This window comes from Paraburkholderia sp. MM5477-R1 (assembly GCF_050436385.1).
In the GTDB taxonomy this organism is placed as follows: domain Bacteria; phylum Pseudomonadota; class Gammaproteobacteria; order Burkholderiales; family Burkholderiaceae; genus Paraburkholderia; species Paraburkholderia tuberum.
Genome location: NZ_JBNDMC010000007.1, coordinates 2,231,739 through 2,256,236, shown reverse-complemented (window position 1 = coordinate 2,256,236; position 24,498 = coordinate 2,231,739). Strand labels below are relative to the sequence as shown.

The window sequence follows — 24,498 nt, the reverse complement described above, 5'->3', positions numbered from 1 at the left end:
CCTCAGGCAGCCTGCTTGCGGCGCCGGGTCAAATGCTCCACAAATGCCTGCTTCAGCGCGGGCAACACTTGCAACGCATTGCCCACAATCCCGTAGTGTGCGAAATCGAAGATGGGTGCGTTCGGGTCGGTATTGATCGCCACGATCACATCTGCGCTTTCCATGCCCACGCGGTGCTGGATCGCGCCGGATATGCCGGCGGCGATGTAGAGCTTGGGCCGCACCGTCTTGCCGGTCTGTCCCACCTGGCGCTCCCCCTCGACCCAGCCGGCCTGCACGCATGGCCGGGTCGCACCCACTTCGCCGCCGAGCACGTTCGCCAGATCGAACGCCAGCTGGAAGTTCTCCGGGCTCTTCAACCCCTTGCCGCCGCTCACGATCACATCGGCATAGGACAGGTTGATCCGGTTGCTGCTCGCATCCGGGATAAAGTCGAGCAGCCTCGTGACGATATCCGTCTCGATCATCCCCAGCGTTCCATGGACGATGTTGCCGGTGCGTTCGGCGTCGCGCAGCGGCATCGGCATCACGCGCGGGCGCACCGTCGCCATCTGCGGACGGTACGCGAGCGTCATGATCGTGCACAACAGCGAGCCGCCGAAGGTGGGGCGCGTCGCCGCCAGCGCCCGCGACGCGGGATCGATGTTGAGTTCGGTGCAATCGGCGGTCAGCCCGGTCAGCAAGGTCGTCGCTACGGAGCCGGCGAGGTCGCGGCCCATCGACGTCGCGCCCAGCAGCAGGATCTCGGGCTGATGCCGGTTGACGAGGTCGGTCAGCCCTTTCGTGAACGGCTCGTTGCGATAGCCTTGCAAGACCGGGTCGTGGACGATGTACGCATCGTCCGCGCCGTAAGTGAAGGCTTCTGCGGCGAACTGTTCGAGCGGTTCATTCGCGCCGCCGAGCACCGCGATGCCCACTCGGCTGCCGAGCGTGTCGGCCAATTTGCGCGCTTCACCGAGCAGTTCCCACGAGACGCTGTGCACGTGTCCACGGTCGTGCTCGATAAAGACCCAGACGCCTTTGTAGGCCTTCAGGTGTTCCGGCAGTTCGAGGTTGAGTCCTGCGCGGCCGGCGGGTTTCTTCGCGGTGGCGGCGGGTGCGTTCATGACCCCTCCTTCATCAGCAGGTCAGCTTCCAGGGTAGGATGGCGCGTGAAGATCTTTTGCAGCAGGTTCACCGACACGTCGCACAGACTCGATGCGTCGAGGTCGAGCATCTCCGCTTTCTCGCTGCGCGGCGTCGGTCCAAAGACTTTTCTGACCGCTGTCGGCGAGCCCTTCAGGCCGATCTTGCTGAGGTCTTCGATGCCGGCCTGTTCGCAGTTCCATTTGTGCACCGGATAGCCGGCCGCATGAATCATCGCGGGCAGCGTCGCAAAACGCAGTTCGTTGGTGTTCTCCAGCATTGTGATCAGGCACGGCAGCGCAGTCCTGAGCACGTGCACGCCGCCCTCGGCGCGTCGCTCGACGGTGATCGTGCGCGCATCGAGAACGGTCTCGACGATGCGCGACACGTAGGTCAGCAGTTGCAGCCCGAGGCGTTTGGCGATACCGGGGCCGACTTGCGCGGTGTCGCCGTCGATCGTCTGCTTGCCAGTGAACACGATGTCCACCGCCTGCTCCTTCGCGATCTGCTGGATACCCGCTGCCAGCGCGTACGACGTAGCGAGCGTATCCGCGCCGGCGAATGCACGGTCGGTGAGCAGCACGGCGTCGTCCGCGCCGAAGCTGATGCACTTGCGCAGCGCTTCCTCGGCCTGCGGCGGGCCCATGCAAAGCAACGTGACCTTGCCGCCGAAGCGGTCCTTCAGTCGCAGCGCCTCTTCGAGTGAAAACAGGTCATACGGGTTGACGATCGCCGGAACACCCTGGCGCATGATCGTGTTGGTGACCGGATGAACGCGGATCTGCGTCGAGTCCGGGACCTGCTTGATGCAGGCGACAATGTGCATGGTCTTAACGATGTGCATGGTCTTGCTCCACCTTTCAGGCAAGGGTGCGCGCGGGCAGCGACGCGCGCAGACTGTCGAGTGAAACGTGCTGCCGCCCATTTGTGTCCTGGAACACCTTGAACACTTTTTCCTGCGCCGGCGTGGAGGTGACGAAGTCGCCGTAAGCCTTCAGCAGCAGCGCGTGATATGACGTGAACAGGGCGGGTTCGTCGCCTTCCGGCAGCGCGTCCTGTTGCTGGATGTACTGAAAGAAGCGCTTGAGGATGTGCAGTCGACTCACGTTGACGACCTTCTGGTCGAACGGAATGCCGAAGAACTGCAGGAAGTCCTCGGCTGAGGACAGCGCCTTGAGTTGCTGGACAAAGCTTTCCATCGCGTTTACTCCTTGCAAGCGGATGAGGATAGGTGTGGACAGAACGTCGGCTCGGCGAAGTACTTGTCGCAGGCGCCGCTGGTGGCGCACGGCGTCGTCGTGCCCGACTGTTCGGGTCGCGCGACGCACTTCGTGAAGCCGACCACAACGCCGCTCATGACAATTCTCCGACGGTGTAGCGCAACTCGATCAGGAAGCGATACAGGTCGGCGGCGCTGGGCGTTTGCTTGTGCTGGGTGGCATGGTGGCGGATACGGGTCAGCAGCAGCACGAGCAGCTTTTCACTGACGGCCAGGCCGAGCGCGTCATAAGCCCGGCGCACGCTTTGCGAACCCGAATGCTTGCCGAGCACGACCGAGCGTTCGCGACCGAGTTCGGCGGGATCGAAGCTCTCGTAGGTCGATGCATTCTTCGCGAGCCCGTCTGTGTGGATGCCGGACTCGTGCGTGAATACGCTGGCGCCGACAATGCTTTTGTTGAGCGCGACCGGGCGTCCTGAAGCCCGTTCGACAAGCCGCGAGATGCTCAATAGCGCGGTCGTGTCGACGCCGGTGTTGCGACCCATGATATGACGCACGCCCATCACGATCTCCTCCAGCGCGGCATTTCCGGCGCGTTCGCCGAGACCATTGACAGTGGTGTTGGCGTGGGTTGCGCCGGCGCGCAGTGCGGCAAGGGTATTCGCGGTCGCGAGCCCGAGGTCGTTGTGCGCGTGGATTTCGATTTCCAGATCGACCGCGTCGTGCAATCGCGCAATCGCTTCATAGGTCGAAAAAGGATCGAGGACGCCGAGCGTGTCCGCAAAGCGGATGCGTTGCGCACCGCACTGTTGCGCGTGCCGCGCCACGTCGGCAAGGAACGAGGGGTCCGCGCGCGAGGCATCCTCCGCGCCCAGCGAAACCTTGCGGCCGCTCTTGACGGCGGCGCTGATCACGCGATTCACCTGCGCGAGCACCCACGAGCGCGGCTGGTGCAATTTGTGTTGAAGGTGGATATCGGACACGGGAATCGACAGGTGAATGATGTCGGGATTGCAGCACAAGGCCGACGCCAGGTCCGCGTCGGTGAGACGGCCCCAGACCATCAGATCGGCGTCGAGATTCAGCGCGACGATGGTCTGGATGCAATCGATTTCCTCGGCACCCATCGCGGGGATACCGATTTCCAGTTCGGGTACGCCGGCGCTTGAGAGCGCCTCGGCAATCGCGCATTTTTCGGCAACCGTGAATGCGACGCCAGCGGTCTGTTCGCCGTCGCGCAGTGTGGTGTCGTTGATGATCGGATTCGACACGGGAAGTTGTCCTTTAGGCATTTGAACATACGGTTTGCAAGTACTGCGCCATGCACGGTTAGTGCGAATAGCCGCTTGCCGCGGGGCTTTCCAGTGTTCGCTGGCGCTGTGATGAAGCGGTTCCAACGAAGACCTGTCGCGAATGTCCTGTTTCGAACAGCCAGGTGTAGCGATGAACACGGCGCTGCAGAAAGCGATGCGCGATGCAAACGCTGTAGGGATTGGCTATCCATAGCGACGGCGATGCGGGAAGATAAACACAGGCGGCGGCTATCCAAGGCCCCACGCATTGTCGAACTGGTTGTTCTCCTCGTCGTCGGGAGGCGCCAGTCAGTGAGATTTCATGATTGCCTCACACGGAAAACGAACTGCCGCAGCCACAGGTGCTCTGCGCATTGGGGTTGTGAATGACGAAGCGCGAACCTTCCAGGCTGTCTTCGTAGTCGACGCGCGCGCCGGGCAGGTATTGCTGGCTCATCGAATCGACCAGCAGCGTGACGCCGTCCGTGACGGTCTGCATGTCGTCGTCCGCCACCTGGTCGTCGAACGCGAAGCCGTACTGCAAGCCCGAACACCCGCCGCCGGATACGTACAGCCGCAGCTTCAGGTTGGGATTGCCTTCTTCCTCGATCAGCGAGGCCACTTTCGCAGCAGCCTGAGGCGTGAATTCGAGTAGGTCGGGCATGACGCCGGGTGTGGCGGCAGCCGGTTGGGTGAGCGTTTCCATGGAGGTTCCTCTCAGGCTTGAATGGACTCACTTCGGGTTAGACGAGCAGGTCGGTTGCTCGGCGAGTTACAGGTCGTCGGCTGCTGCGCCTCGAATCGTCTGGCGCGAGCGAAAGTCAGACACGACCGCCTTGATCGCGTCCTCGGCGCGAGAATCGAGCAGTGGATCTCGACCGGCGGCAATGGCAGTTCCTCGACGATCTGATGCGTGCACAACGTCCCCGAGCGCATGCCGCGCTCGGGGACGCCGCCGTGCATTTGGCGCGCGATCCGCATGCGCGGCCGGAGCTCCACGAGGTCCAGACAATCTCGTGCGGGTCCCCGTTGACGAGCGAGCTGACCTGCTCGCGGGCCAGTTCCACCGCTTCTTCGCCGACCCAGCCGTAGGCATGCGAACGGCTGGCGGGATTGCCGTACATCTCGGTCAGGTAAGGCAGCATGCGTCTGATCACGCGCGGATCGACCGGCGTGGTGGCGGCATGACCCAGATGCACGGGGTTGAAGCCGCGCGGATGGAGGCGGGTATTCACGCGTTGGAAATCCGACATTGCAGGCTCCTGAAAGCGGGGTAATGCGACCTTCAGGGCAACTTCTATGCCAGTGGATTTTCACGCTCTAGTGGCCTCTTTCAACTGGGCCGCTGTTGTTTCGCTGTTGTTTTTGTGTCGATGCGCCCGACGAGTGAGGATTGCCGCCGTTCTTTTTGTCGGATTTGTCGTTACGCGCGCTGGATTGACATGCGCGATGGCTGAATCGTCAGGCGTAGAAATGCGCTTACTTCAAACGCTGTGTCTTTGGGTCGATCGTGCGCCTTGCGCCGGTACATCGAAAGCGCGCAGCGCACGAAGGGGAAGTCAACGGTGAATATTCAGGCAAGCGTTGGACGGCAAGCGTTGGACGGCGTCTACGAGGTGAGCAAGACGCTGGTTTCGTCGCTCGATGTGGCGAAAGCCTTGCGCGAGTCCCTGAACTAGCTTGTGCAGACGATGGAGTGGCGGCGCGCCTTTGTGGTGCTGGCCGAACCGGACGGGCAACTGCGCGGCCTGAGCGCTACGGGTCTTTCGCGTGACGAGCAGCAGCGGACGACCACACGTTCGCGACATCGCAAGCCGGGGAAGCCGGAGGGTGAACGCGAACGATTGATCTGGTTTGTGCGGGTCCATCTCGCTGGTTCAGAACATGCTGTCCGGGTCGTGTGAGATTTGTCGCAACACCGACACGACGCAACGAAATTGTAGGGATACGTCGCGCGCCGGGATCAAACAGAACTGCGAAATATATCCTAACCCGTTGATTCCTGGCGCTCTTGTCGAGTGGCATGGATCTGGCTCTATGGCTTGCGCGCGGCCGCCGTTGGTTGCGAGGAGATATCCATGCAAGCGAGTTCAAATGCGAGCGACTTGCCCGCAGCGGCCTATATCAGCGTCGGGCAGATTAAACCGCTCGGCGTGAAGATCGAAGACCCGTCCACCGGTGGCGGCTGCGGCACGCACGGTGGCGAGGGTAAGGCCAGCTGCGGAGCGTCGGGTAGTCTCGACGACATGCCGCCGGACATCTGGGAGAAGGTCAAGAATCACCCATGCTACTCGGAAGAAGCCCATCATCACTATGCGCGCATGCATGTGGCGGTGGCGCCGGCTTGCAACGTCCAGTGCAACTACTGCAACCGCAAATACGACTGCGCGAACGAGTCGCGTCCCGGCGTGGTCTCTCAGAAGCTAACGCCGCCACAGGCAGTGAAGAAGGTCGTGGCGGTCGCAAGCGAGATTCCCCAGATGACGGTGCTTGGCATCGCCGGTCCCGGTGATTCGCTGGCGAGCCCGAAGAAGACCTTCGAGACGTTCCGGATGCTGCAGGAACAGGCGCCGGACATCAAGCTGTGCCTGTCGACCAATGGCTTGGCGTTGCCCGACCTCGTGGACGAAATCTGCAAGTACAACATCGACCACGTGACAATCACCATCAACATGGTCGACCCGGCGGTGGGCGAGAAAATCTATCCGTGGATTTTCTGGAAGCACAAGCGCGTGACCGGTTACGAAGCAGCCCGCATCCTTCATGACCGGCAGATGAAGGGTCTCGAGATGCTCACCGCACGCGGCGTGCTGACCAAGATCAACTCGGTGCTGATTCCCGGCATCAACGAGGAGCACCTGATCGAGGTCAACCGCGACGTCAAGAAACGCGGCGCGTTCCTGCATAACATCATGCCGCTGATCTCGGAGCCCGAGCACGGCACTCACTTTGGCCTGAACGGCCAGCGCGGACCGACTGCGCAGGAACTCAAGGCCGTGCAGGACGCCTGCATGGGCGGCGCCAACCTGATGCGTCATTGCCGCCAGTGCCGCGCGGATGCGGTTGGCCTGCTGGGCGAGGACCGCAGCGAGGATTTCACGCTCGACAAGATCGAGCGGATGGAAGTGGTCTACGACCTCGACCGCCGCCGTGAATACCAGCAGCGCGTCGAAGCCGAGCGTCAGGCGCAGCACGACGCGAAGCAGGAAGCGCTGGCTGTCTCTCGCGAGATCGACGTGGCCGACGACATGAAGGCGCTGGTCGCGGTCGCAACGAAGGGCGGCGGCCGGGTCAACGAGCACTTCGGCCACGTCACGGAGTTTCAGATCTTCGAGGTCTCGGCAGCCGAAGCGCTGTTCGTCGGCCATCGCCGGGTGGACCTGTATTGCCGGGGCGGTTACGGCGACGACGAGCAACTACCGTCGGTCGTGCGCGCGCTCGACGACTGCCACGCGGTGCTGGTCGCGAAGATCGGCGCCTGCCCGAAAGACGAACTGGCGCAAGCGGGCATCGAGCCGGTCGATCAGTACGTCGGCGAATTTATCGAAAAAGCGGTGCTTGCTTGGTTCAACGACTACCGCAGTCGCATCGCCAGCGGCGCCATCGTGCACCGGGACCGCGGCGATGCTTCGATCCGCCAGGGTGCTTACACCTCGTCAGCCTCAGCGGCGTGACACCCCACACCCTTCCAGACAGGACAACAGGAGAGCCTCCATGCCTCTGAAGATTATCGCGTCCACCTGTACGGGATGCTCGGCCTGCGAACCGGAATGCCCCAATGTCGCGATCAGCGACAAAGGCGGCGTGTTCGCGATCGACCCCAAGAAATGTACCGAATGCGAAGGCCACTTCGACGACCCGCAGTGCGTCGCCGTGTGTCCCGTGGACGGCTGCATCGTTCAGGTTTGAGTCTGGCTCGTGGCCGGGCCGGCCATTCATCCATCAGGAGACTACGCATCATGCTGTCCAACGTAACTGTTACGAGCGCCGCCGAGAAGTTCATGCGTCGTATCGTGCGCTTTTCGGGCCTGCCGGCTGGGGCCGGCTTTCGTCTGGTGGTGAGCGCCGGCGGCTGTTCCGGCTATACCGCGGAATTCACCGCCGAGCCGGCGCTGCAACCAGGCGAACAGGAACTCGACATCAACGGCCTGCGCGTATTCCTGCCGGCTGAGAGCCGGCTGATGCTCGAAGGCATAACGATCGATTTCGCCGACACGCCAACCCAGTCCGGCTTGATCTTCTTCAATCCGAACCAGGCCGCTTGTGGTTGCAGCAGCAGTGCGGAGTCGGCGCCGCCGGGCGTGGCGACCATCGATGTCAGCGCGATTGGCCGCGGGCGGCCGCCGCTGCCGCGTCAGATCTCCTGAAGAGGAGCGATGGCGATGGAGTCCGGCGACCGTGCCCTCGACGACGTAATGACCGCGTTTGCGCAGAGAGCGATTGGCGGCGGCTTGCCGTCGGGCGTCAATGCATTGATCGCCGAGGCGGGTCGGTTGCGCGAGCGCCCCGACGAGGCGCTCGCGCTGTTGCAACGCGCCCGCGCCGCCGCGCCGCGCCATCCGGTGCCGTTGATCGCGCTGTACCGCTTTTACTTCTACGGCCATCAATTGGCGCAGGCGCGTGCGATCGGCGAAGACGCGCTGGCGGTCGCCCGCACCGCGCTGGGCTCAGATCTCGGCGACGAACCGCTTGCGGCCGCGATCGTGACCACGCCTTATGACGCGGCCGCGCGTTTTTATCTGTTCACGCTGAAGGGCCTCGCGTACGTCAACATGCGTCTCGGCGACTTTGAAGAAGCGCGCATGCGACTGCGCGAATTGCGCCGGCTCGATCCCGAAGACCGGGTGGGGGGCGCGCTGCTTTCGCAAGTCTTGGATCATCATGAGACCGGCGTCGGGTCCGACGATGCAATGGATGCGCTGAGTGCGTATCCGACGCGCGGCTGGACGGGGACGCAACCATGAGCATACAGAACGTGCGCGTACCAGGCGGCGACATTGCACCGCGCCACTGGCAGGGCGGCCCGCTCGACTGCGCCGGCTGCGGGTACGTGCGGTTGCGCGAGTTGCCGGCGGAGCACGGTTGCGGGCCAGCGAGTCACGCCGGTGTGTTTTGTCTGCCGGCATTGCTCGGCGACCCGGACGAGATGGTCCGGCTGCAGCTCGCGTTGCGATTGCCGCAGGCGCAACTGGCGCGCCTGATCCACGATCCGCATCGCGAGGTGCGGATTCGCGTGGCGCAGCGCCTGTCGCCTGCTGCATTGGTCGGCATGCGGGGCGATGCCGACTACGGCGTGCGCGAATGGGTGGCGCAGCGTCTGCCGCTCGCGCGGCTGCCGCAGATGATCGGCGACCCTGATCGCGTAGTCCGGATGCGGCTGGCCGAGTGTCTTGAGATGCCCGCGCTGCTGCGTATTGCCGACGACAGCGAGGCCGAGGTACGCCGCATCGTTGCCGAGCGTCTGCCCGCGACGCTGCTATCGCGCCTCGCGTTCGATCCCGATTGGCGAGTGCGCTGGCAAATCGCGCGGCGCGCCGCTGGCGAAATCGTGGCGTCGCTGATGGATGACGCGGACGAAGAGGTGCGCGCGCTCGCGCGGCAGCGCCGGCCGTCGGGCGAGGTCGCGAACCTGATGACCACCGGACAGACGCAACGATCAGCAGGAGTGAAGCATGGCTGACATCAACCGCGACGACGACCTGCTCGAGGTCGCGTTTCCCCCGCGCTTCAACTACGGCGAGCGCGTAATCGCACGCGCGGTGATCCGCAACGACGGCACTTACAACGGCAAGGACATCGGCGAAGTGCTGGTGAACAAGGGCGAGATTGGCTACGTCACCAGCATCGACACCTTCCTTCAGCAGTTCTATATCTACGCGGTGGATTTCGTCGAGAGCGGCCACCGTGTCGGCATGCGCGCGAAAGAGCTATGCACGCTCGACAACCTGCCGGACGACGTGCTGCAAGGCTTGGGCGAGCGGGCCGAAGCGCTGCACAAGATCGGCACGCGGGTCCAGCCAGAAACGTCGCAACCGCAGGAGCCGCCAGCATGAGTATCGAACCGGTTCAGCCTGCTTATCAGTGGGGCATGCGCGTGATCGCGCTGGATGACCTGTGCAACGACGGCAGCTTTCCGGAGCGCGGCCAGGACGATTGTCTGGCCGAGGCGGGTACGGTCGGCGAAATCGTCAACGTCGGGCAGGTGGTTGAGAGCGGCGAGCCGGTCTATCTGGTGGAGTTCGGCAACTGTGTCGTCGGATGCACGGAGAATGAAATTGCGCTCGCACCCGCCGGCCTGCTACCCGAAGAAGGAGCCAAGTCATGACGGTTCAGGCGTGCGCGCCAGAAGCGGCGCCGCCGCGCGACGGTTTGCGCGCGGGCCGCCCGTTCGACCTGACCCAGCGCCAGATCGAGCAAGCGTTGCACGAGCGTACCCGCTACCGCTATGTGCTGCCGCGCGTGCTGCGCGACGGGCAGGGGTTCCGTGTCGAGAGCCCGTGCTGCTCCCGCAATGTCGACGCGAATGGCGGGCTGATCGACATAGCCTGGCTCACGCGCGATGAAGACGGTATGTGGCAGCTGAGCGCGCGCGATCATGCGTCGCACCGATGGATGCCCCAGCATGAGAGCACCGATCTGGCCGAGCTGCTGGACACGCTGTGCATCGATCGCGAATGCGTGTTCTGGCCGTGAAGCAAACTAACGGAGCCGGGCGACGATCTATCTCGACCACAACGCGACCATGCCGCCAGCCTCCGCCGTGGCAGGCGATGCTGTCCATCCTGATGGATGTGTGGGGCAACGCGTCGTCGCAGCATGCCGTCGGGCAGCAGGCGAAGGGCACGCTCGCTGCGGCCCGCGCGACGATCGCGCGAACGCTCGGTTGCAAGCCCGCAGAGTTGATCTTCACGAGCGGCGCCACCGAAGCCAATCACCTGGCCGTGTGCGGGCTGCACGCGGCGGTGCCGGAGGGCCGGCACCGTGGCGTATTCAGGGCGATCGAACATGCAGCGCACCTGAAGCTGGCGCGTGCGCTGGCTGCACACTGCTGGAGGAAGCAGCGCATCCAGCTTGAACCTGGTTTGAACCTGTCATCAATCTCCGGAGTCCGCAACCATGAAAGTCATGATCCGCAAGGACAGCAAGGGCGCGCTGAGCGCCTACGTGCCAAAGAAGGACCTGGAAGAGCCCATTGTCGCGATGGTGCAGCCCGGGATGTGGGGCGGTCTCGTCACGCTCGCGAACGGCTGGCAACTCGAATTGCCCGCGATGGCCGACGATACGCCACTGCCCATCACGGTCGAAGCGCGGCGCATTGCTGGCGTGGAGGAGTGAGATGAGCCTGAACGCCGAGCAATTGGACTTCGCGGCGGACCTGCTCCGCACGGCACCGACGCTACGCGACGCCGCCGCGCAATGGCACGAACGTTATCCCGAGGTGCGCACAATGCATGTCAGCGCAACGGTGATGCGCGACGAGACAGCCGCGCTCCGGTTCGGTGTGCGCAGTATCTATTTCGCGATATCGGCCGGGTATTACAGGACCATCACGCAGCGGCCTGAAGAGGCCGATGCGTTGATCCTGACCGAGGACAAGGCGCATGGAAATCGATGAGATCGCGCTGAGCGAACCGGCTTGCGCGGCGCGCGAGATCGATCTCGTCAACGCGGTGCTGCAATCCTCGCGTTGGAGCGACGGGCCGATGCTTGATTCGTTCGAGCGCGCGTTTGCGGGCTGGGTTGGCCGGGAGTATGCGGTCGCGGTCGCGAGCGGCACGCTCGCCACCTGGATTGCGTTGCGCGCGACGGGGATCGGCCCGGGAGACGAGGTGGTCTGCGCGTCGCACACCTGGCATCAGGTGGCGCAGGCGATCACGCTGGCGGGAGCCGTGCCGGTGTTCGCCGACATCGACTACTGGAGCGGTTGTCTGAGCGCCGAAAAAGCCGCGCAGAAGATCGGCCCTCGCACGCGCGCGATCCTCGCCGGCAATACCAACGGCCACCCGGCCGCGTGGGCGCTGCTGCGCGAACTGGCCGACGCGCAGCGCTTGCGGCTGATCGAAGACAGTACTGAGGCGTTGGGCTCGCGCTACCGGGGCCGCAACGTCGGCTGTTTCGGCGACGTATCGGTGTTCGACTTCTCCAGCCCGTCCGCGCTGTGCACAGGAGCGGGCGGCATGCTCGTCACCGACGATGACGAACTCGCCCATGAACTGCGCTATCTGCGCGAGCGGCGCGTCACGGACCGCGCGTCCGTCTCGGTCGGCTCGCGGGTGCCGCTGCAGGCGGGCATCAGTGATCTGACCGCCGCGCTCGGTCTCGCGCAACTGGCCGAACTCGACACGCGCCTCGCGCAGCGAAAGCAGGTCGAGACCTGGTATCACGAAGCGATGCAAAGCTTCGAAGGGATCAAGCCGGCCTACGTGGCCGAGGACGTCGAAGAAGTGCACTGGATGCTCTACGTTGTGCATTTGGGCAAGCGTTTTACGCAGAGCGCGCGCGCCCAGATGATCGACGACATGAAATCTTGCGGCATTGAGACGGTGGCCTACAGCCATCCGCTGCATCAGCAGTTCCACTACATGAACGCGGGCGATGCGATCGGCCGCAAGAGCGGCCTGTTGCCCGACACCGAGCGCATCGGCGATCGCGCGCTGGCGCTGCCGCTGCACACGCTACTCGACACCGACCAGGTCAAGTACATCGTCAAGACACTGAAAGACACCGCGACCAACGTGGGCGCCGGCGCTGCCATTTATCTGTGAGACGCACTGCATGACCGTTTCAGTCCAGACCATCGCCGAACGCCTGTGTGCGGGCGGCGTCATTCCGTACCTGGGACCAGCGCTGCTCGCGCTGTGCCCCGATACGGCCGTCCCTGCCACGCCGCTCGCGCTCGCCGAAATCATCACGGCCAAGGTCAGCGTGCTGCACAAGATCCGCACCCGGCTGACCCAGGCGGCGCAGTTCATCGAAAACTTCAAGCATCGCAAGTCGCTGGTGAGCGTCATGAATGAGGCCTTCGCCATGACGCCGACGCCGTCGGCACTGCATTGCGCGCTGGCGGCGATCGGCGCCGGGCTGGTTGTCGACAGCTGGTACGACGACACCTTCGCCTGCGCGCTGGCGCAGGCGCGGCCGCAGGGCGGCTGGACGCAGTTGCAGGGGCTGTCGCAGGCCGAGCATTTCGGCCATTGGTTCGCGGCCTATAGCGCAGACGGCGCGTTGCTGGATGACGTGCCGGCCTCGGGCGCGCTGCTCTACAAGCCGGCAGGACGTTTCCGTCGTGGTCATCGAAGCGCGCGAGCGCGAGGGCGGCCGTGCTGACGCAATGTTGCGAAGCCACGCGTCGAGATACGGGCAGATGCCCTTCGCGCGTTCCAGCGGGCTGTCGGCGGTGGCCTGATCCAGCGTGCCGGCCATGAAGACGGTGAGACTGAGTGCCATCCCGTAGGCGCCCTCGAGGTTCATCTACATCGACAGCGCGATTCCCGGTTGGGCTCAGCGCAGCAGCTTGCGGCGCTCGGCCGGCGAATAGTTGCTGAGGTGCCCTTCGCGCGCCGCCTGACGCCGTGCGCGGGAGATGATCGCGCGGCTCTTGCCGGGCGAGGCCGGCGCGCTGACCTGCTTGTCCAGCACGGTGCCGCCGCATTGCGGGCAGACGGGCGTGTGGCCGGCGCGCACCAGCGTTTCGAATGCGTGGCCGCAGGCCGCGCAGCGGTAGTCGTACAGGGGCATAGTGACCAGATCTCCGTTTCAGGTGGATGGGGCGCAGCGGATCGCCCGTTGGTGCGAGCTGTGGTCTGTCATTGCGCGCTCGCTAGAACTTCATCCCGACGCCTATTCCCAGTACCAGTGGGTCGATGTCCAGCCGGCCCAACGAACTATCGCCGACCGAGGCGTCCGTGTGCATCCAGATCTTCTTGATATCCGCGTTGAGAAAGACGGTCTTCGTGATCTGCACGTCGACGCCAGCCTGCACCGCCGGACCGAAGCTGCTGCGTGACACCTGGATGCCTTCGGAGCCCGCGCTCAGGCCGTCGTTGTAGAAGTACGTGTAGTTGACCCCCGCGCCGACATACGGTCGGATCATGCCAGCATGGTTGAAGTGATATTGCAGCAGCAGCGTCGGTGGCAGCACGTTCACGCCACCGAGATCGCCGAGGCCGGACGTCACGTGGTGCCGCGAGGTGGCGAGAATCAGCTCGATGCCGATCGCGTCGCGGATCATATAGGTCAGGTCCAACTCCGGCACGAGTGCGTTATTGACACCCACGCCGAGCGACGACAACGTGCCGCTGGTGTGTACTTCGGGCTCGATCGAGATGGCACGCAGACGCACGAGCACGTCACCGGCGTGGATCCCATCCGCCGGCACCTCGCCTGCCATCGTGCTTCCGTTCGCGCTTACGTCATCCGCGTATGCCAGCACTTCGAACAAACCGGTAGCGCACAGGCTTGCCACGATCATGACGGCCTTAATCATGTGCTTCATCGCTTTCCCCTTGTTGATGTATGCGGGGAATTGTCGACGCGCAAATCAGGGCTGCCCTTGCGCAGGGTCAACCGGTCCCGATCCCGAAGTCAAGATGCGACACCGGGTCACGCCTAGGAATGTCGAGATAGCGGGAGCCTTGAGGCCGGACTATTGGCCTTCAACCGCATTGACTGGTACCCAAGATGTTTCTCGCACCCGGAGACACCGATTTCGCAGCCATTGCCGGACTGGCTGCAGCCGCCGAACGGCACGCAGATCACTCTGCTACTTCTGCGCATGCAACAAGGTCATTACGCACGACCATGGCTGCAGCGCCAGATATCTGAGCTACCTCGTTCGTGAGATGGACCTGGTCGCGTCACATCTCGGACCTGACCGGCGAACCGTGCAGCTACATCTGGGAGATGGAACGCCGACCTTCTTCCCTGTTGCCGAACTCGAAGAGCTTGTCCAGCAACTGCAGAACCGCTTCGCGTTCTCGATCGCCGCAGAACTTGCCATCGAAATTGATCCGCGAACCGTCGGCACCAAAACGCTTTCACCACTCGCGCGCCTCGGCTTCAACCGAGCGAGCTTCGGCGTACAGGACTTTGCTACGACGTTCAGCAGGCTGTCAATCGCATCCAGCCACTCGATGTGGTGGAACGCGCACTCAGCGGCGCACTGCGTCAGTGCACCGCACCCCGCCGCTTTGTTCGTCCTTGATCGACATCAATCACAAAGCTGGCCGGTTGTCGGACCATGACGCTGCGAGTGTGATGCCGCATGCGTCAAGCCAGCTTCAGGTCAAAAGTGCCACAACCCGGACTTAACCACTATGACAGACAGAAAAGCTTTAAGGAAACGGTCGATAGCCATCGTCACGACATTGAGCGCCTGTCTATCGGGATGTGGTCTGACTGTGCTTGATCCAAAAGGGAGCGTCGGCGCGGCCGAGAAGTCGCTGATCGCCACCGCCACGTGGGCGATGCTGATCGTCGTGATCCCGGTGATCCTGCTGACGCTGTTCTTCGCGTGGCGCTACCGTGCGTCGAACCGTCACGCGGTCTATGCACCCAAATGGGCGCACTCGACGGCGATCGAGATCGTCGTCTGGACGATCCCCGCCCTGATCATCCTGTACCTCGGTATCCTGACGTGGCGCACCACGCATGAGCTCGACCCGTACCGGCCGCTGCAGTCGAGCGTGAAGCCGATCGACGTCGAGGTGGTCGCGCTCGACTGGAAGTGGCTCTTCATCTACCCGGACCTCGGCATTGCGTCGGTGAACCAGCTCGCCGTGCCAGTCGATACGCCGGTGAACTTCCGGATCACGTCGGACTCGGTGATGAACTCATTCTTCATCCCGCAACTCGGCACCCAGGTGTATGCAATGGTCGGCATGCAGACCCGTCTGCACCTGATCGCGGATGCACCGGGAAATTTCGAAGGCATGTCCGCCAACTTCAGCGGCAAGGGATTCGCCGACATGAAGTTCCGCACGCTCGCGACGAGCGCCACCGGCTTCGACGCATGGGTGCGGAAGGTCAAGGCTTCGCCGGACCGCCTGAGCATGGACGAATACGCCGAAGTCGCGAAGCCGAGCGAGAAGCAGTCGGTACGCTACTTCTCATCGATCGACCAGCACCTGTTCCGCAACATCGTTGCCCGATACAACAACGGCAACGTCACGGCCTTCCGCGACGCCGCCTGTCGCACGCAGACCACGGAGTAAGCCATGTTTGGAAAACTCACGCCCGGCGCGATTCCGTTCGATCAGCCGATCATCATGGGCGCGGCCGCGTTCATGGCGCTCATCGTGCTGGCGGTCATCGCCACGCTCACGAAGCTCGGCCGCTGGAAGTGGCTCTGGACCGAGTGGCTGACAAGCGTCGATCACAAGAAGATCGGCATCATGTACATCATCGTCGCGGTGCTGATGCTCATGCGCGGTTTTGTCGACGCCGTAATGATGCGGCTTCAGCTCGCGATCGCGTTTCACGGCCCCGGTTACCTGCCGCCGCACCACTACGACCAGATATTCACCGCGCACGGTGTCATCATGATTTTCTTCATGGCGATGGCGCTGATGGTCGGCCTCTTCAATCTTGTCGTGCCGCTGCAGATCGGCGCGCGCGACGTCGCCTTCCCGTTCCTGAATTCGCTGAGCTTCTGGATGACGGCGATCAGCGCGATCCTGATCAATCTGTCGCTCGTGATCGGCGAGTTCGCGCAGGTCGGCTGGCTCGCGTATCCACCGCTGTCGGAGCTGCAGTTCAGTCCGGGCGTCGGGGTCGACTACTACATCTGGAGTCTGCAGCTCTCCGGCGTCGGTACGCTGATTACCGCGATCAACTTCTTCGTGACGATCGTCAAGCTGCGCGCGCCCGGCATGACACTGATGAAGATGCCGGTGTTCACGTGGACCGCGCTGTGCTCGAACGTGCTGATCATGGCAACGTTCCCGATCCTAACCGTGACGCTCGCACTGCTCGGCCTCGACCGCTACGCAGGCATGCACTTTTTCACAAATGAGCTCGGCGGCAACGCGATGCTGTACCTGAACCTGATCTGGGCGTGGGGCCACCCGGAGGTGTACATCCTCGTGCTGCCCGCGTTCGGCATCTACTCGGAAGTGATCGCGACCTTCGCGAAGAAACCGCTGTTTGGCTACAGAACGATGGTCTACGCGTCGTGCGCGATCACGGTGCTCGCATTCCTCGTGTGGGCGCACCACTTCTTCACGATGGGTTCCGGCGCGGACGTCAACGCGTTCTTCGGCATTATGACGATGGTCATCGCGATCCCCACGGGCGTGAAAATCTTCAACTGGCTGTTCACGATGTACCGCGGTCGCATCGAGTTCACCACACCCGTGCTGTGGACGATCGGCTTCATGGTCACGTTCACGATCGGCGGCATGACGGGCGTGATGATGGCGATCCCGGGCGTGGACTTCGTGTTGCACAACAGCCTGTTCCTGATCGCGCACTTTCACAACGCGATCATAGGCGGCGTCGTGTTCGGCTATCTCGCAGGCTTCCATTACTGGTTCCCGAAGGCGTTCGGCTTCAAGCTTAACGAGAAGCTCGGCAAGCGGGCGTTCTGGTGCTGGTTCGTCGGCTTCTACGTATCGTTCGTGCCGCTCTACGTGCTCGGCTTCATGGGCATGACCCGGCGCCTGAATCACTACGACAACCCGACCTGGCATCCCTGGCTGTTCGTCGCCGCATGCGGCGTGGTGCTGATCGCACTCGGTGTCGTGCACCAGATCGCCCAGGTCGTCGTGAGCGTGATCCATCGCAACGAGCCGGAATACGGCGACCTGACGGGCGACCCGTGGAACGGCCGCACGCTCGAATGGGCCACCTCGTCACCGCCCGCTGTCTACAACTTCGCGCGCATACCGGTCGTCCACCAGCTCGACGCGTTCGCGCACATGAAGGAAAGCGGCGCAGCAAATGCCGCACTGGCGCATTACGAGGACATCCACCTACCGTCGAATACCGCGGACGGGTTCCTGATCGGCGCATTCAGCCTCGTGCTCGGCTTCGCCGGCGTCTGGCACATCACGTGGCTCGCCGTGCTGGCCTTCGTCGCGATCGTCGCCGCGCTGATCGCGCGTAGCTTCCGCGACGACCATGGCTACGTGATTCCGGCCTCGCGCGTGCGCGAAATCGAAGCACGACGCGGCAGCGCACCCGCCCCGGCCGCCCTTGAATTACCCGAATCCGCGGAGACCTGATCCATGACGCAACCTGCATTACTCGTCCATCACGGCAGGTCGAGCGCTGACCACGGCCCAACGCCCACCGTGTTCGGCTTCTGGCTGTACCTGATGACCGACTGCATGCTGTTCGCGTCGCTGTTCGCCGTGTTCGCCGTAATGGCGCACCAGTTCGCGGGCGGCGCGTCCGGACGGGACCTGTTCGACATCCCGGGTGTCGCACTTCAAACCGGCGCGCTGCTGCTGAGCAGCACCACCTACGGCTTCGCGATGCTCGGCGCACAGCGCCAGGGGCGTGGTGCCGTGATCGGCTGGCTCCTCGTGACGTTCGTGCTTGGCGCGCTGTTCCTCGCGTTAGAGCTGCGCGAGTTCTCGCACCTGGTCGCCGACGGTGCTGGCCCCAGTCGCAGCGCCTTCCTGTCGTCGTTCTTCACGCTGGTTGGCACCCACGGCCTGCACGTGACAGCCGGCCTCGTCTGGATGGCCGTGCTCGTCGTGCATGTCGTCCGCTCGCCTGAACTGTCCGGTCGCGACCTCACGAGTCTGACATGCCTGAGCCTCTTCTGGCACTTCCTCGACATCCTGTGGATCTGCGTGTTTTCGTTTGTCTATCTCGGGAGCATGCTCTAAATGGTCCATTCACACTCGACGTCCACGACCGCCTCGCGTGGTGACGTCGCCGGTTATATCACCGGTTTCGTGCTTGCCGTGGCGCTGACGGCGGGCTCATTCTCGATCGTCACGCAACGGTTGCTGCCGTCCGGCTCCGCGATTATGGCGCTCGCGTTGCTGGCGTTCGTGCAGATCGTCGTGCATCTGGTGACGTTCCTGCATCTCGACCTGTCGCGCGGCCAGCGCTGGAACGTGCTGGCGTTATGCTACACCGCGCTCGCCGCGCTGTTCCTGATCTTCGGCACGATCTGGGTGATGCACAATGTCAGCATGAACATGATGTCGCGCTGACTCGCCACCAGCGCGAAACGGTCTGGTCACATCATCGCGGACACGGCATGCAGCCATCGACCGCGTGCGTAGTGTTGTGCTGCACCGCTCTACCGGTCATTCTTCATGAACAGTCCGAATCACCCCGTTCCCGCCAATGAGCCATTGCCCCATCGCAAGGTCATCCGCTCGTGGCTGACACCGTTCGCCGAACGCCGCACCGCCTACGCGCTTCTGCTGCTCGTGCTCGACTACGTTTTACTATTGTGTGCGCTCGCCGCGAGCGTGTTCGCGCACGGGTTCGTGCTGAAGACCGTATTCGGATGCATGGCGGGCTTCGTCATCGGACGGCTCTTCGTCATCGGTCACGACGCATGTCATGAGAGCCTGACCCGGCACCGCACGCTCAACCGCTGGCTGGGGCGGATCGCCTTCCTGCCGTCGCTCACGCCGTACAGCCTGTGGCAAGTGGGTCACAACGTGGTGCATCACGGCTACACGAACCTGAAAGGCGTCGATTTTGTATGGGCACCGCTGACGATCCAGGAATATCGCGCCTTGAGTGGGCCACGGCGCGCACTGGAACGTATCTATCGCAGCGGCTGGGCGCCTGGTCTCTACTACATGATCGAAATTTGGTGGACGAAGATGTTTTTCCCGTCGCGGGCCGCAATGCCGACGCGGCGCCTCGTGTTCTTCCGTGACTGCACGCTGGTATCGGTGTTCGCACTGCTGTGGATCGGCGCGCTCGCGTGGATCGCTCGCGCGACGCAGCGGGGGGTGGTCCCGTCAATCGCATGCGGGTTCGGGGTGCCGTTCCTGTTCTGGTGCGCGATGGTGGGTTTCGTCGTGTACGCGCACCACACGCATCCGCAAATCCGCTGGTACGACGATCGCGCGAAATGGGGGCGTTCGGATCCGTTCGTATCCACGACGGTGCACTTGACCTTTCGCTGGCGTTTTGGTGCGCTGTTTCATCACATCATGGAGCACACCGCGCATCACGTCGACATGAGTCTCCCTCTATACGGGCTCGTCGGTGCTCAGCGAACCCTCGAAGCGATGCTTCCGGAACGGATCGTCGTGCAGCGGTTTTCGTGGCGTTGGTACTTCGACACAGCACGAGGCTGCAAACTATACGATTTTTCGACTGATCAGTGGACCGACTTCGCTGGTCGCGCGACGCACGTTCCTCTTAAGACTCGCTAACAAAGCCTGTCATCCGAAAGCAAGCAGCAGTTGCAGCCCGAGGTCGGCTGCCATGTCGAGCGCGCTGCGGCCATCCGGTGCGCACAGTTCTGCGTTCGCCCCATGCGCAAGCAGCATCTGCAGGACGTCGAGGCGAGCGCTCGCGGCTGCCTGCATCAGGCATGTGATGTCGTCGTCGTTCACATGGTCGATCGGCGCGCCGGCGTCGATCAGCCGCAGGATGGTCGCGGGGCCGCCGTGCAGGCACGCGAACCAGAGCGCATGGTTGCCGTCGTCATCGAGCGCGTCGGCGCGTGCGCCGAGTGCGAGCAACGCTTCGACGACCGCGTCCTCGCCATGCTGCGCGGCGCGCATCAACGGCGTTTCGCCGTTCACGCAGCGCGAATGCGGAGCAGGGAAGCCGTGGTACGCCAGCCAAGTGGAAAGTGCGGTGGGCACGATCGTTTCGAGTTGTGCATCGGGGTTCCGGACAACGCGCGAGGCCAGGCGTTCGCGGACGACGAAAGCAGTGTCGGTGTGCATGATCATGGTCGCGTTCGGGTACAAGGGAACATCGGTTGGCGCAGCCGCGCGGGCGGCGGCCGCAGGGACCCGAGCCTCAGACGGGCCGGTTCTCGTTGGGGTTGCGCACCGGCCCCATCAATTCAAGTCCTTCGCTGTAGGTGATCGTCTCGAAGGTCACGTCGAACTTGATGGCCGCGTCCGCTACCGCATCCAGCTTGCCGCCTGAGTCCTTTTTCTTCAATTCGTTCTTCTCGAGGTACAGCAGTTCGAGCATCTCGTTGTAGACGGTGGACTCGAGAATCGGCAGCACATAGAACATCGCGCTCTTGTACGGCACCTGATATCGCTTGCTCAGGTCGATGTTGTCGCAAAACAGAAAGTACTTGCCGTCCGCCGAGAGCGTGTCGCTGAGCACCTCGGCCACGTCCTTCAGATGCTCGAAGCTCAACAGATACCCGGCGAAGAACGGCAAGTGCTTATGGCCGATCGTCGCGCATGCCATCACCTGATCGCAGGTCAGCTCCGGCGGCCGCGCTTCGTCGGCGAGCTTTGGGGCAAACCGCAGCGCAAGTTCGCCGCGGAAGCCGACCCGGTCGAGCCTGTTCGTCAGCCCCTTGAGAACCGGGTTGAGCAGACGGCCTTCATGTTCGAGACGGGCGAACGCGGTGTCGTCGATCTCCTTGTGCGCGAGCGTTTCGGTCATCAAAGATCCTTGGGTTAAACAGCGTTGAAGAGGGATTCACGTCTGCGTATTGCGCATCCGGTCGGCGATTTTGAAAAAGGCCTGCATCAGTTCATCGCGTAGCACCGGATCGACACCCGTCTCGTCGAACGCGGCGCGCATGCAAGCTAGCCACGCATCCCGTTCGGCGGTGCCGATCGCGAATGCGGCATGACGCGTGCGCAGCCGTGGTTGGCCGCGCTGTGCCGAGTACCGCTTGTCGGCGCCGAGCCATTCGCACAGATACAGCACCAGCACGGCCTTCGTCGAAGACAGGTCCGGGTGATGCATCGCGCGAATGCGCTGCGCGTCGGCCCGCGTATCCATGTGCCGATAGAACGCGTCGACCAGGCGGATGACGGCGGTCTCGCCGCCTAGACGGTCGAAGTGCGTCTCGCGCGGCACGGGTCGCGAAGCTTGGGTGGCTGGTGTGTCCATGGCGCGATCAATGCAATAACCGAACCAGGCCGCAACCCGGCGATTGTCCGGCTGCACGCAGGCCAATGCGACAGAAATCGCACGACAAACGCGCCCGAATGGTTTCATTGGCGACGAAGTTCGCGTGGTTTGTCGCGAAATCGACAAGACAGAAGAGGAGTCCGCAAAAGTCCCGTACCAACCGCCGCAGCGCGGCGGGGCGGACGCGTCGCAGTACCGCTGGTGACGTGGCACAGAAGCTGCGTTTGGAGTCCAGCGCGGACACAGGTCCGGCCGATGCGTGACTCGATATAAGAAGACCCATACAGGCACGACAGGCTGACATGGTCGCGGTTACGCAACCCTGGTTTCAACCCTTCTTCCTGAATGGAGAAATGCAATGTCTAAACTTCGGCAAATCGCGTTCTACGGTAAAGGCGGTATCGGCAAGTCGACCACCTCGCAGAACACCCTGGCAGCCCTGACGGAACTCGGGCAGAAGATCCTGATCGTCGGCTGCGATCCCAAGGCGGACTCTACCCGCCTGATCCTGCATGCAAAGGCGCAGGACACCATCCTGTCGCTAGCGGCCGAAGCCGGCTCGGTGGAGGACCTCGAACTCGAGGACGTGATGAAGATTGGTTACCGCAACATCCGTTGCGTGGAGTCCGGCGGTCCGGAACCGGGCGTCGGCTGCGCGGGCCGTGGCGTCATCACGTCGATCAACTTCCTCGAAGAAAACGGCGCCTATGACGGCGTGGACTACGTGTCGTACGACGTGCTCGGCGACGTGGTGTGCGGCGGTTTCGCAATGCCGATTCGTGAGAACAAGGCGCAGGAAATCTACATTGTGATGTCCGGCGAAATGATGGCCATGTATGCGGCCAACAACATTTCAAAGGGCATTCTGAAATACGCGAACAGCGGCGGTGTGCGGATCGGCGGGCTCGTGTGCAACGAGCGTCAGACCGACAAGGAACTCGAACTCGCCGAAGCGCTGGCGAAGATGCTCGGTTCGAAGCTGATCCACTTCGTGCCGCGCGATAACATCGTGCAGCACGCCGAGCTGCGCCGCATGACGGTGATCGAGTTCGCGCCCGAATCCAAACAGGCGGAAGAGTATCGCCAGCTCGCCACCAAGGTGCACAACAACGCGGGCAACGGCACGATCCCGACGCCGATCACGATGGATCAACTGGAAGACCTGTTAATGGAGCACGGAATCATGACGTCCATCGACGAATCGCAAGTCGGCAAGCCTGCAGCGGAACTGACCGCCTAAGCGAGCGCCGCTGCGCGCGGCCCGGTGTTCTTCTTCACGCGATGAACCGGGCCATGCCGGCCACCCGCTGCCAGGCTTGATACTCACCCTATGGAGCATTCCCCCATGAGCGTCACTGTTGAAGAGCGCAAGGCCGCGAACAAGGCCCTGATCGATGAAGTGCTGAAGGCCTATCCGGAGAAGATGGCCAAACGGCGCGCCAAGCATTTGGGCACCTTCGAGGACGGCAAGCCCGACTGTGGCGTGAAATCAAACATCAAGTCATTGCCGGGCGTGATGACGATTCGCGGTTGCGCGTACGCCGGCTCGAAGGGCGTGGTCTGGGGGCCCATCAAGGACATGATCCACATCAGTCATGGTCCGGTCGGTTGCGGCCAGTACTCGTGGGCCGCGCGTCGCAACTACTACATCGGCACTACCGGTATCGACACCTTCGTGACGATGCAGTTCACGTCGGACTTCCAGGAAAAGGACATCGTCTTCGGCGGCGACAAGAAGCTCGACAAGATCATCGACGAGATTCAGGAACTGTTTCCGCTGAACAAGGGCATCTCGATCCAGAGTGAATGCCCGATCGGCCTGATCGGCGACGACATCGAGGCCGTCTCGAAGAAGAAGAGTGCGCAGTATGAAGGGCACACCATTTTGCCGGTGCGCTGCGAAGGTTTTCGCGGCGTTAGCCAGTCGCTGGGCCACCATCTGGCTAACGATGCGATTCGAGACTGGATATTCGACAAGGCCGATCCGGACAAGCGGCCCGAATTTGTTTCGACGCCTTATGATGTTGCGATCATCGGCGATTACAACATCGGCGGCGATGCCTGGTCGAGCCGGATTCTGCTCGAAGAGATCGGCCTGCGCGTGATCGCGCAATGGTCGGGCGACGGCTCGATCGCCGAGCTCGAGAATACGCCCAAGGCCAAGCTCAATTTGCTGCATTGCTACCGCTCGATGAACTATATCAGCCGGCACATGGAAGAGAAGTACTGCATTCCGTGGGCGGAATACAACTTCTTCGGCCCGTCGATGATCGAGAAGAGCCTGCGCGAGATCGCCAGCCACTTCGACGACACCATCAAAGCCAACGCGGAGAGGGTGATCGCCAAGTATCGTCCCCTGGTCGATGCGGTGAACGCGAAGTTCAGAGCGCGCCTGCAGGATAAGACCGTGATGCTGTTCGTTGGGGGCCTGCGTCCGCGCCACGTGATCGGCGCCTACGAAGACCTCGGCATGAACGTGGTCGGCACCGGCTACGAATTCGGCCACAACGACGACTATCAGCGCACCACGCACTACGTGAAGGACGGCACACTGATTTACGACGACGTGACCAGCTACGAGTTCGAGAGGTTCGTCGAACAGGTCCAGCCCGATCTGGTCGGCTCCGGCATCAAGGAAAAGTACGTGTTCCAGAAGATGGGCGTGCCGTTTCGCCAGATGCACAGCTGGGACTATTCCGGTCCATATCACGGCTACGACGGCTACGCCATTTTCGCGCGCGACATGGACATGGCCATTTCCAGCCCGGTGTGGGGGCTCGCCAAGGCGCCCTGGAAGAAAAACCCCTAAGCGCCGGCCACCGG

The 24,498-nt window shown here is 62.9% G+C and carries 29 protein-coding genes and 4 pseudogenes; 21 read left to right on the top strand and 12 right to left on the bottom strand.

Annotated features, from left to right (window positions below; all coding sequences use genetic code 11):
- Positions 1-2: 2 nt before the first annotated feature.
- The 7 genes and pseudogenes from OKW35_RS39480 to OKW35_RS39450 form a co-directional block, all read right to left on the bottom strand.
- The gene (locus OKW35_RS39480) at positions 3-1,106 is read right to left on the bottom strand and encodes an electron transfer flavoprotein subunit alpha/FixB family protein (RefSeq protein ID WP_429554895.1); all 1,104 of its coding nucleotides are present in this window, start codon (positions 1,104-1,106) and stop codon (positions 3-5) included.
- The gene (locus OKW35_RS39475; RefSeq protein WP_429555129.1) at positions 1,103-1,951 is read right to left on the bottom strand and encodes an electron transfer flavoprotein subunit beta/FixA family protein; all 849 of its coding nucleotides are present in this window, start codon (positions 1,949-1,951) and stop codon (positions 1,103-1,105) included. Before OKW35_RS39475 ends, OKW35_RS39480 begins: the two co-directional genes overlap by 4 nt.
- A 34-nt stretch (positions 1,952-1,985) precedes the next feature.
- Positions 1,986-2,324: a nitrogenase stabilizing/protective protein NifW gene (gene nifW / locus OKW35_RS39470; RefSeq protein ID WP_429554894.1), complete on the bottom strand. Its 339-nt coding sequence runs from the start codon at positions 2,322-2,324 to the stop codon at positions 1,986-1,988.
- Positions 2,325-2,329: 5 nt separating this feature from the next.
- Complete coding sequence (locus tag OKW35_RS39465) at positions 2,330-2,482, bottom strand: hypothetical protein (protein ID WP_165576702.1); 153 nt, start codon at positions 2,480-2,482, stop codon at positions 2,330-2,332.
- Complete coding sequence (gene nifV, locus OKW35_RS39460; RefSeq protein WP_429554893.1) at positions 2,479-3,615, bottom strand: homocitrate synthase; 1,137 nt, start codon at positions 3,613-3,615, stop codon at positions 2,479-2,481. The genes OKW35_RS39465 and nifV overlap by 4 nt, the downstream gene beginning before the upstream one ends.
- 352 nt (positions 3,616-3,967) lie before the next feature.
- Positions 3,968-4,342 (bottom strand): iron-sulfur cluster insertion protein ErpA, encoded by a 375-nt coding sequence (erpA, locus tag OKW35_RS39455; RefSeq protein WP_429355320.1) that lies wholly within the window; start codon positions 4,340-4,342, stop codon positions 3,968-3,970.
- 292 nt (positions 4,343-4,634) lie between these two features.
- Positions 4,635-4,889, bottom strand: a pseudogene (locus tag OKW35_RS39450) (aminotransferase class V-fold PLP-dependent enzyme); the annotation flags it as partial.
- 825 nt (positions 4,890-5,714) lie between these two features.
- Here OKW35_RS39450 and nifB point away from each other — a divergent pair.
- The 13 genes and pseudogenes from nifB to OKW35_RS39385 form a co-directional block, all read left to right on the top strand.
- A complete protein-coding gene (gene nifB, locus OKW35_RS39445; RefSeq protein WP_429554892.1) occupies positions 5,715-7,310 on the top strand; it encodes a nitrogenase cofactor biosynthesis protein NifB in 1,596 nt (531 codons plus the stop codon).
- A 40-nt stretch (positions 7,311-7,350) separates the two neighbouring features.
- Positions 7,351-7,545 carry a 4Fe-4S binding protein gene (locus OKW35_RS39440; protein WP_090811334.1) on the top strand — a complete coding sequence of 65 codons (195 nt, stop codon included), beginning with the start codon at positions 7,351-7,353 and terminating at the stop codon, positions 7,543-7,545.
- A gap of 50 nt (positions 7,546-7,595) precedes the next feature.
- Positions 7,596-8,003 (top strand): HesB/IscA family protein, encoded by a 408-nt coding sequence (locus OKW35_RS39435; protein ID WP_090811332.1) that lies wholly within the window; start codon positions 7,596-7,598, stop codon positions 8,001-8,003.
- A gap of 15 nt (positions 8,004-8,018) precedes the next feature.
- The gene (locus tag OKW35_RS39430) at positions 8,019-8,600 is read left to right on the top strand and encodes a hypothetical protein (RefSeq protein WP_429554891.1); all 582 of its coding nucleotides are present in this window, start codon (positions 8,019-8,021) and stop codon (positions 8,598-8,600) included.
- Positions 8,597-9,316 (top strand): 4Fe4S-binding leucine-rich repeat protein, encoded by a 720-nt coding sequence (locus OKW35_RS39425; protein ID WP_429554890.1) that lies wholly within the window; start codon positions 8,597-8,599, stop codon positions 9,314-9,316. The genes OKW35_RS39430 and OKW35_RS39425 overlap by 4 nt, the downstream gene beginning before the upstream one ends.
- Entirely contained in the window at positions 9,309-9,689 is a 381-nt protein-coding gene (locus OKW35_RS39420; RefSeq protein ID WP_429554889.1) for a nitrogen fixation protein NifZ, read from the top strand. Before OKW35_RS39425 ends, OKW35_RS39420 begins: the two co-directional genes overlap by 8 nt.
- A complete protein-coding gene (locus OKW35_RS39415; RefSeq protein WP_429554888.1) occupies positions 9,686-9,961 on the top strand; it encodes a nitrogen fixation protein NifZ in 276 nt (91 codons plus the stop codon). The genes OKW35_RS39420 and OKW35_RS39415 overlap by 4 nt, the downstream gene beginning before the upstream one ends.
- A complete protein-coding gene (locus tag OKW35_RS39410; RefSeq protein ID WP_429554887.1) occupies positions 9,958-10,329 on the top strand; it encodes a hypothetical protein in 372 nt (123 codons plus the stop codon). Before OKW35_RS39415 ends, OKW35_RS39410 begins: the two co-directional genes overlap by 4 nt.
- Positions 10,311-10,619 (top strand): annotated as a pseudogene (locus OKW35_RS39405) (aminotransferase class V-fold PLP-dependent enzyme); the annotation flags it as partial. The gene OKW35_RS39410 and the pseudogene OKW35_RS39405, both read left to right, overlap by 19 nt.
- 133 nt (positions 10,620-10,752) lie before the next feature.
- Complete coding sequence (gene nifT, locus OKW35_RS39400; protein WP_184062972.1) at positions 10,753-10,971, top strand: putative nitrogen fixation protein NifT; 219 nt, start codon at positions 10,753-10,755, stop codon at positions 10,969-10,971.
- A gap of 1 nt (position 10,972) precedes the next feature.
- Positions 10,973-11,251, top strand: a complete 279-nt coding sequence (locus OKW35_RS39395) for a hypothetical protein (protein WP_187613728.1) — start codon at positions 10,973-10,975, stop codon at positions 11,249-11,251.
- The gene (locus tag OKW35_RS39390) at positions 11,238-12,401 is read left to right on the top strand and encodes a DegT/DnrJ/EryC1/StrS family aminotransferase (RefSeq protein ID WP_429554886.1); all 1,164 of its coding nucleotides are present in this window, start codon (positions 11,238-11,240) and stop codon (positions 12,399-12,401) included. Before OKW35_RS39395 ends, OKW35_RS39390 begins: the two co-directional genes overlap by 14 nt.
- A gap of 10 nt (positions 12,402-12,411) precedes the next feature.
- A pseudogene (locus OKW35_RS39385) lies at positions 12,412-12,939 on the top strand (SIR2 family protein); the annotation flags it as partial.
- Between the two features lie 198 nt (positions 12,940-13,137).
- Here OKW35_RS39385 and OKW35_RS39380 read toward each other — a convergent pair.
- Entirely contained in the window at positions 13,138-13,374 is a 237-nt protein-coding gene (locus OKW35_RS39380; RefSeq protein ID WP_184062965.1) for an FmdB family zinc ribbon protein, read from the bottom strand.
- A gap of 82 nt (positions 13,375-13,456) precedes the next feature.
- Positions 13,457-14,131, bottom strand: a complete 675-nt coding sequence (locus OKW35_RS39375) for an OmpW/AlkL family protein (RefSeq protein ID WP_429554885.1) — start codon at positions 14,129-14,131, stop codon at positions 13,457-13,459.
- A 259-nt stretch (positions 14,132-14,390) separates the two neighbouring features.
- Here OKW35_RS39375 and OKW35_RS39370 point away from each other — a divergent pair.
- The 6 genes and pseudogenes from OKW35_RS39370 to OKW35_RS39345 form a co-directional block, all read left to right on the top strand.
- A pseudogene (locus OKW35_RS39370) lies at positions 14,391-14,797 on the top strand (radical SAM protein); the annotation flags it as partial.
- Between the two features lie 154 nt (positions 14,798-14,951).
- Positions 14,952-15,848, top strand: coding sequence for a ubiquinol oxidase subunit II (gene cyoA / locus OKW35_RS39365; RefSeq protein WP_429554884.1), 897 nt, complete (start codon positions 14,952-14,954; stop codon positions 15,846-15,848).
- Positions 15,849-15,851: 3 nt separating this feature from the next.
- The gene (gene cyoB, locus OKW35_RS39360; protein WP_429554883.1) at positions 15,852-17,858 is read left to right on the top strand and encodes a cytochrome o ubiquinol oxidase subunit I; all 2,007 of its coding nucleotides are present in this window, start codon (positions 15,852-15,854) and stop codon (positions 17,856-17,858) included.
- 3 nt (positions 17,859-17,861) lie between these two features.
- The gene (cyoC, locus tag OKW35_RS39355) at positions 17,862-18,470 is read left to right on the top strand and encodes a cytochrome o ubiquinol oxidase subunit III (RefSeq protein WP_429554882.1); all 609 of its coding nucleotides are present in this window, start codon (positions 17,862-17,864) and stop codon (positions 18,468-18,470) included.
- A complete protein-coding gene (gene cyoD / locus OKW35_RS39350; protein WP_090811308.1) occupies positions 18,471-18,803 on the top strand; it encodes a cytochrome o ubiquinol oxidase subunit IV in 333 nt (110 codons plus the stop codon). It abuts the gene before it with no gap.
- A gap of 105 nt (positions 18,804-18,908) precedes the next feature.
- Complete coding sequence (locus OKW35_RS39345) at positions 18,909-19,991, top strand: fatty acid desaturase (RefSeq protein WP_429554881.1); 1,083 nt, start codon at positions 18,909-18,911, stop codon at positions 19,989-19,991.
- Positions 19,992-20,000: 9 nt separating this feature from the next.
- Here OKW35_RS39345 and OKW35_RS39340 read toward each other — a convergent pair whose 3' ends face one another.
- From OKW35_RS39340 to OKW35_RS39330, 3 genes are all read right to left on the bottom strand, one after another.
- Positions 20,001-20,519 (bottom strand): ankyrin repeat domain-containing protein, encoded by a 519-nt coding sequence (locus OKW35_RS39340; RefSeq protein WP_090811304.1) that lies wholly within the window; start codon positions 20,517-20,519, stop codon positions 20,001-20,003.
- A gap of 70 nt (positions 20,520-20,589) precedes the next feature.
- Positions 20,590-21,198: a hypothetical protein gene (locus OKW35_RS39335; protein WP_429554880.1), complete on the bottom strand. Its 609-nt coding sequence runs from the start codon at positions 21,196-21,198 to the stop codon at positions 20,590-20,592.
- Between the two features lie 36 nt (positions 21,199-21,234).
- Complete coding sequence (locus OKW35_RS39330; RefSeq protein ID WP_026226291.1) at positions 21,235-21,654, bottom strand: group II truncated hemoglobin; 420 nt, start codon at positions 21,652-21,654, stop codon at positions 21,235-21,237.
- A 379-nt stretch (positions 21,655-22,033) separates the two neighbouring features.
- Here OKW35_RS39330 and nifH point away from each other — a divergent pair, with 379 nt between their 5' ends.
- Together nifH and nifD are read left to right on the top strand one after the other, a co-directional pair.
- The gene (gene nifH / locus OKW35_RS39325; protein WP_018423167.1) at positions 22,034-22,915 is read left to right on the top strand and encodes a nitrogenase iron protein; all 882 of its coding nucleotides are present in this window, start codon (positions 22,034-22,036) and stop codon (positions 22,913-22,915) included.
- A gap of 105 nt (positions 22,916-23,020) precedes the next feature.
- A complete protein-coding gene (nifD, locus tag OKW35_RS39320; protein WP_429554879.1) occupies positions 23,021-24,484 on the top strand; it encodes a nitrogenase molybdenum-iron protein alpha chain in 1,464 nt (487 codons plus the stop codon).
- Positions 24,485-24,498: the final 14 nt, after the last annotated feature.

Bases quoted from the DNA above. Each gene is read 5' to 3' on its own strand.
- OKW35_RS39480 (WP_429554895.1), bottom strand. From the start codon at position 1,106: ATGAACGCACCCGCCGCCACCGCGAAGAAACCCGCCGGCCGCGCAGGA.
- OKW35_RS39475 (WP_429555129.1), bottom strand. From the start codon at position 1,951: ATGCACATTGTCGCCTGCATCAAGCAGGTCCCGGACTCGACGCAGATC.
- nifW (WP_429554894.1), bottom strand. From the start codon at position 2,324: ATGGAAAGCTTTGTCCAGCAACTCAAGGCGCTGTCCTCAGCCGAGGAC.
- OKW35_RS39465 (WP_165576702.1), bottom strand. From the start codon at position 2,482: ATGAGCGGCGTTGTGGTCGGCTTCACGAAGTGCGTCGCGCGACCCGAA.
- erpA (WP_429355320.1), bottom strand. From the start codon at position 4,342: ATGGAAACGCTCACCCAACCGGCTGCCGCCACACCCGGCGTCATGCCC.
- nifB (WP_429554892.1), top strand. From the start codon at position 5,715: ATGCAAGCGAGTTCAAATGCGAGCGACTTGCCCGCAGCGGCCTATATC.
- OKW35_RS39440 (WP_090811334.1), top strand. From the start codon at position 7,351: ATGCCTCTGAAGATTATCGCGTCCACCTGTACGGGATGCTCGGCCTGC.
- OKW35_RS39435 (WP_090811332.1), top strand. From the start codon at position 7,596: ATGCTGTCCAACGTAACTGTTACGAGCGCCGCCGAGAAGTTCATGCGT.
- OKW35_RS39430 (WP_429554891.1), top strand. From the start codon at position 8,019: ATGGAGTCCGGCGACCGTGCCCTCGACGACGTAATGACCGCGTTTGCG.
- OKW35_RS39425 (WP_429554890.1), top strand. From the start codon at position 8,597: ATGAGCATACAGAACGTGCGCGTACCAGGCGGCGACATTGCACCGCGC.
- OKW35_RS39420 (WP_429554889.1), top strand. From the start codon at position 9,309: ATGGCTGACATCAACCGCGACGACGACCTGCTCGAGGTCGCGTTTCCC.
- OKW35_RS39415 (WP_429554888.1), top strand. From the start codon at position 9,686: ATGAGTATCGAACCGGTTCAGCCTGCTTATCAGTGGGGCATGCGCGTG.
- OKW35_RS39410 (WP_429554887.1), top strand. From the start codon at position 9,958: ATGACGGTTCAGGCGTGCGCGCCAGAAGCGGCGCCGCCGCGCGACGGT.
- nifT (WP_184062972.1), top strand. From the start codon at position 10,753: ATGAAAGTCATGATCCGCAAGGACAGCAAGGGCGCGCTGAGCGCCTAC.
- OKW35_RS39395 (WP_187613728.1), top strand. From the start codon at position 10,973: ATGAGCCTGAACGCCGAGCAATTGGACTTCGCGGCGGACCTGCTCCGC.
- OKW35_RS39390 (WP_429554886.1), top strand. From the start codon at position 11,238: ATGGAAATCGATGAGATCGCGCTGAGCGAACCGGCTTGCGCGGCGCGC.
- OKW35_RS39380 (WP_184062965.1), bottom strand. From the start codon at position 13,374: ATGCCCCTGTACGACTACCGCTGCGCGGCCTGCGGCCACGCATTCGAA.
- OKW35_RS39375 (WP_429554885.1), bottom strand. From the start codon at position 14,131: ATGAAGCACATGATTAAGGCCGTCATGATCGTGGCAAGCCTGTGCGCT.
- cyoA (WP_429554884.1), top strand. From the start codon at position 14,952: ATGACAGACAGAAAAGCTTTAAGGAAACGGTCGATAGCCATCGTCACG.
- cyoB (WP_429554883.1), top strand. From the start codon at position 15,852: ATGTTTGGAAAACTCACGCCCGGCGCGATTCCGTTCGATCAGCCGATC.
- cyoC (WP_429554882.1), top strand. From the start codon at position 17,862: ATGACGCAACCTGCATTACTCGTCCATCACGGCAGGTCGAGCGCTGAC.
- cyoD (WP_090811308.1), top strand. From the start codon at position 18,471: ATGGTCCATTCACACTCGACGTCCACGACCGCCTCGCGTGGTGACGTC.
- OKW35_RS39345 (WP_429554881.1), top strand. From the start codon at position 18,909: ATGAACAGTCCGAATCACCCCGTTCCCGCCAATGAGCCATTGCCCCAT.
- OKW35_RS39340 (WP_090811304.1), bottom strand. From the start codon at position 20,519: ATGATCATGCACACCGACACTGCTTTCGTCGTCCGCGAACGCCTGGCC.
- OKW35_RS39335 (WP_429554880.1), bottom strand. From the start codon at position 21,198: ATGACCGAAACGCTCGCGCACAAGGAGATCGACGACACCGCGTTCGCC.
- OKW35_RS39330 (WP_026226291.1), bottom strand. From the start codon at position 21,654: ATGGACACACCAGCCACCCAAGCTTCGCGACCCGTGCCGCGCGAGACG.
- nifH (WP_018423167.1), top strand. From the start codon at position 22,034: ATGTCTAAACTTCGGCAAATCGCGTTCTACGGTAAAGGCGGTATCGGC.
- nifD (WP_429554879.1), top strand. From the start codon at position 23,021: ATGAGCGTCACTGTTGAAGAGCGCAAGGCCGCGAACAAGGCCCTGATC.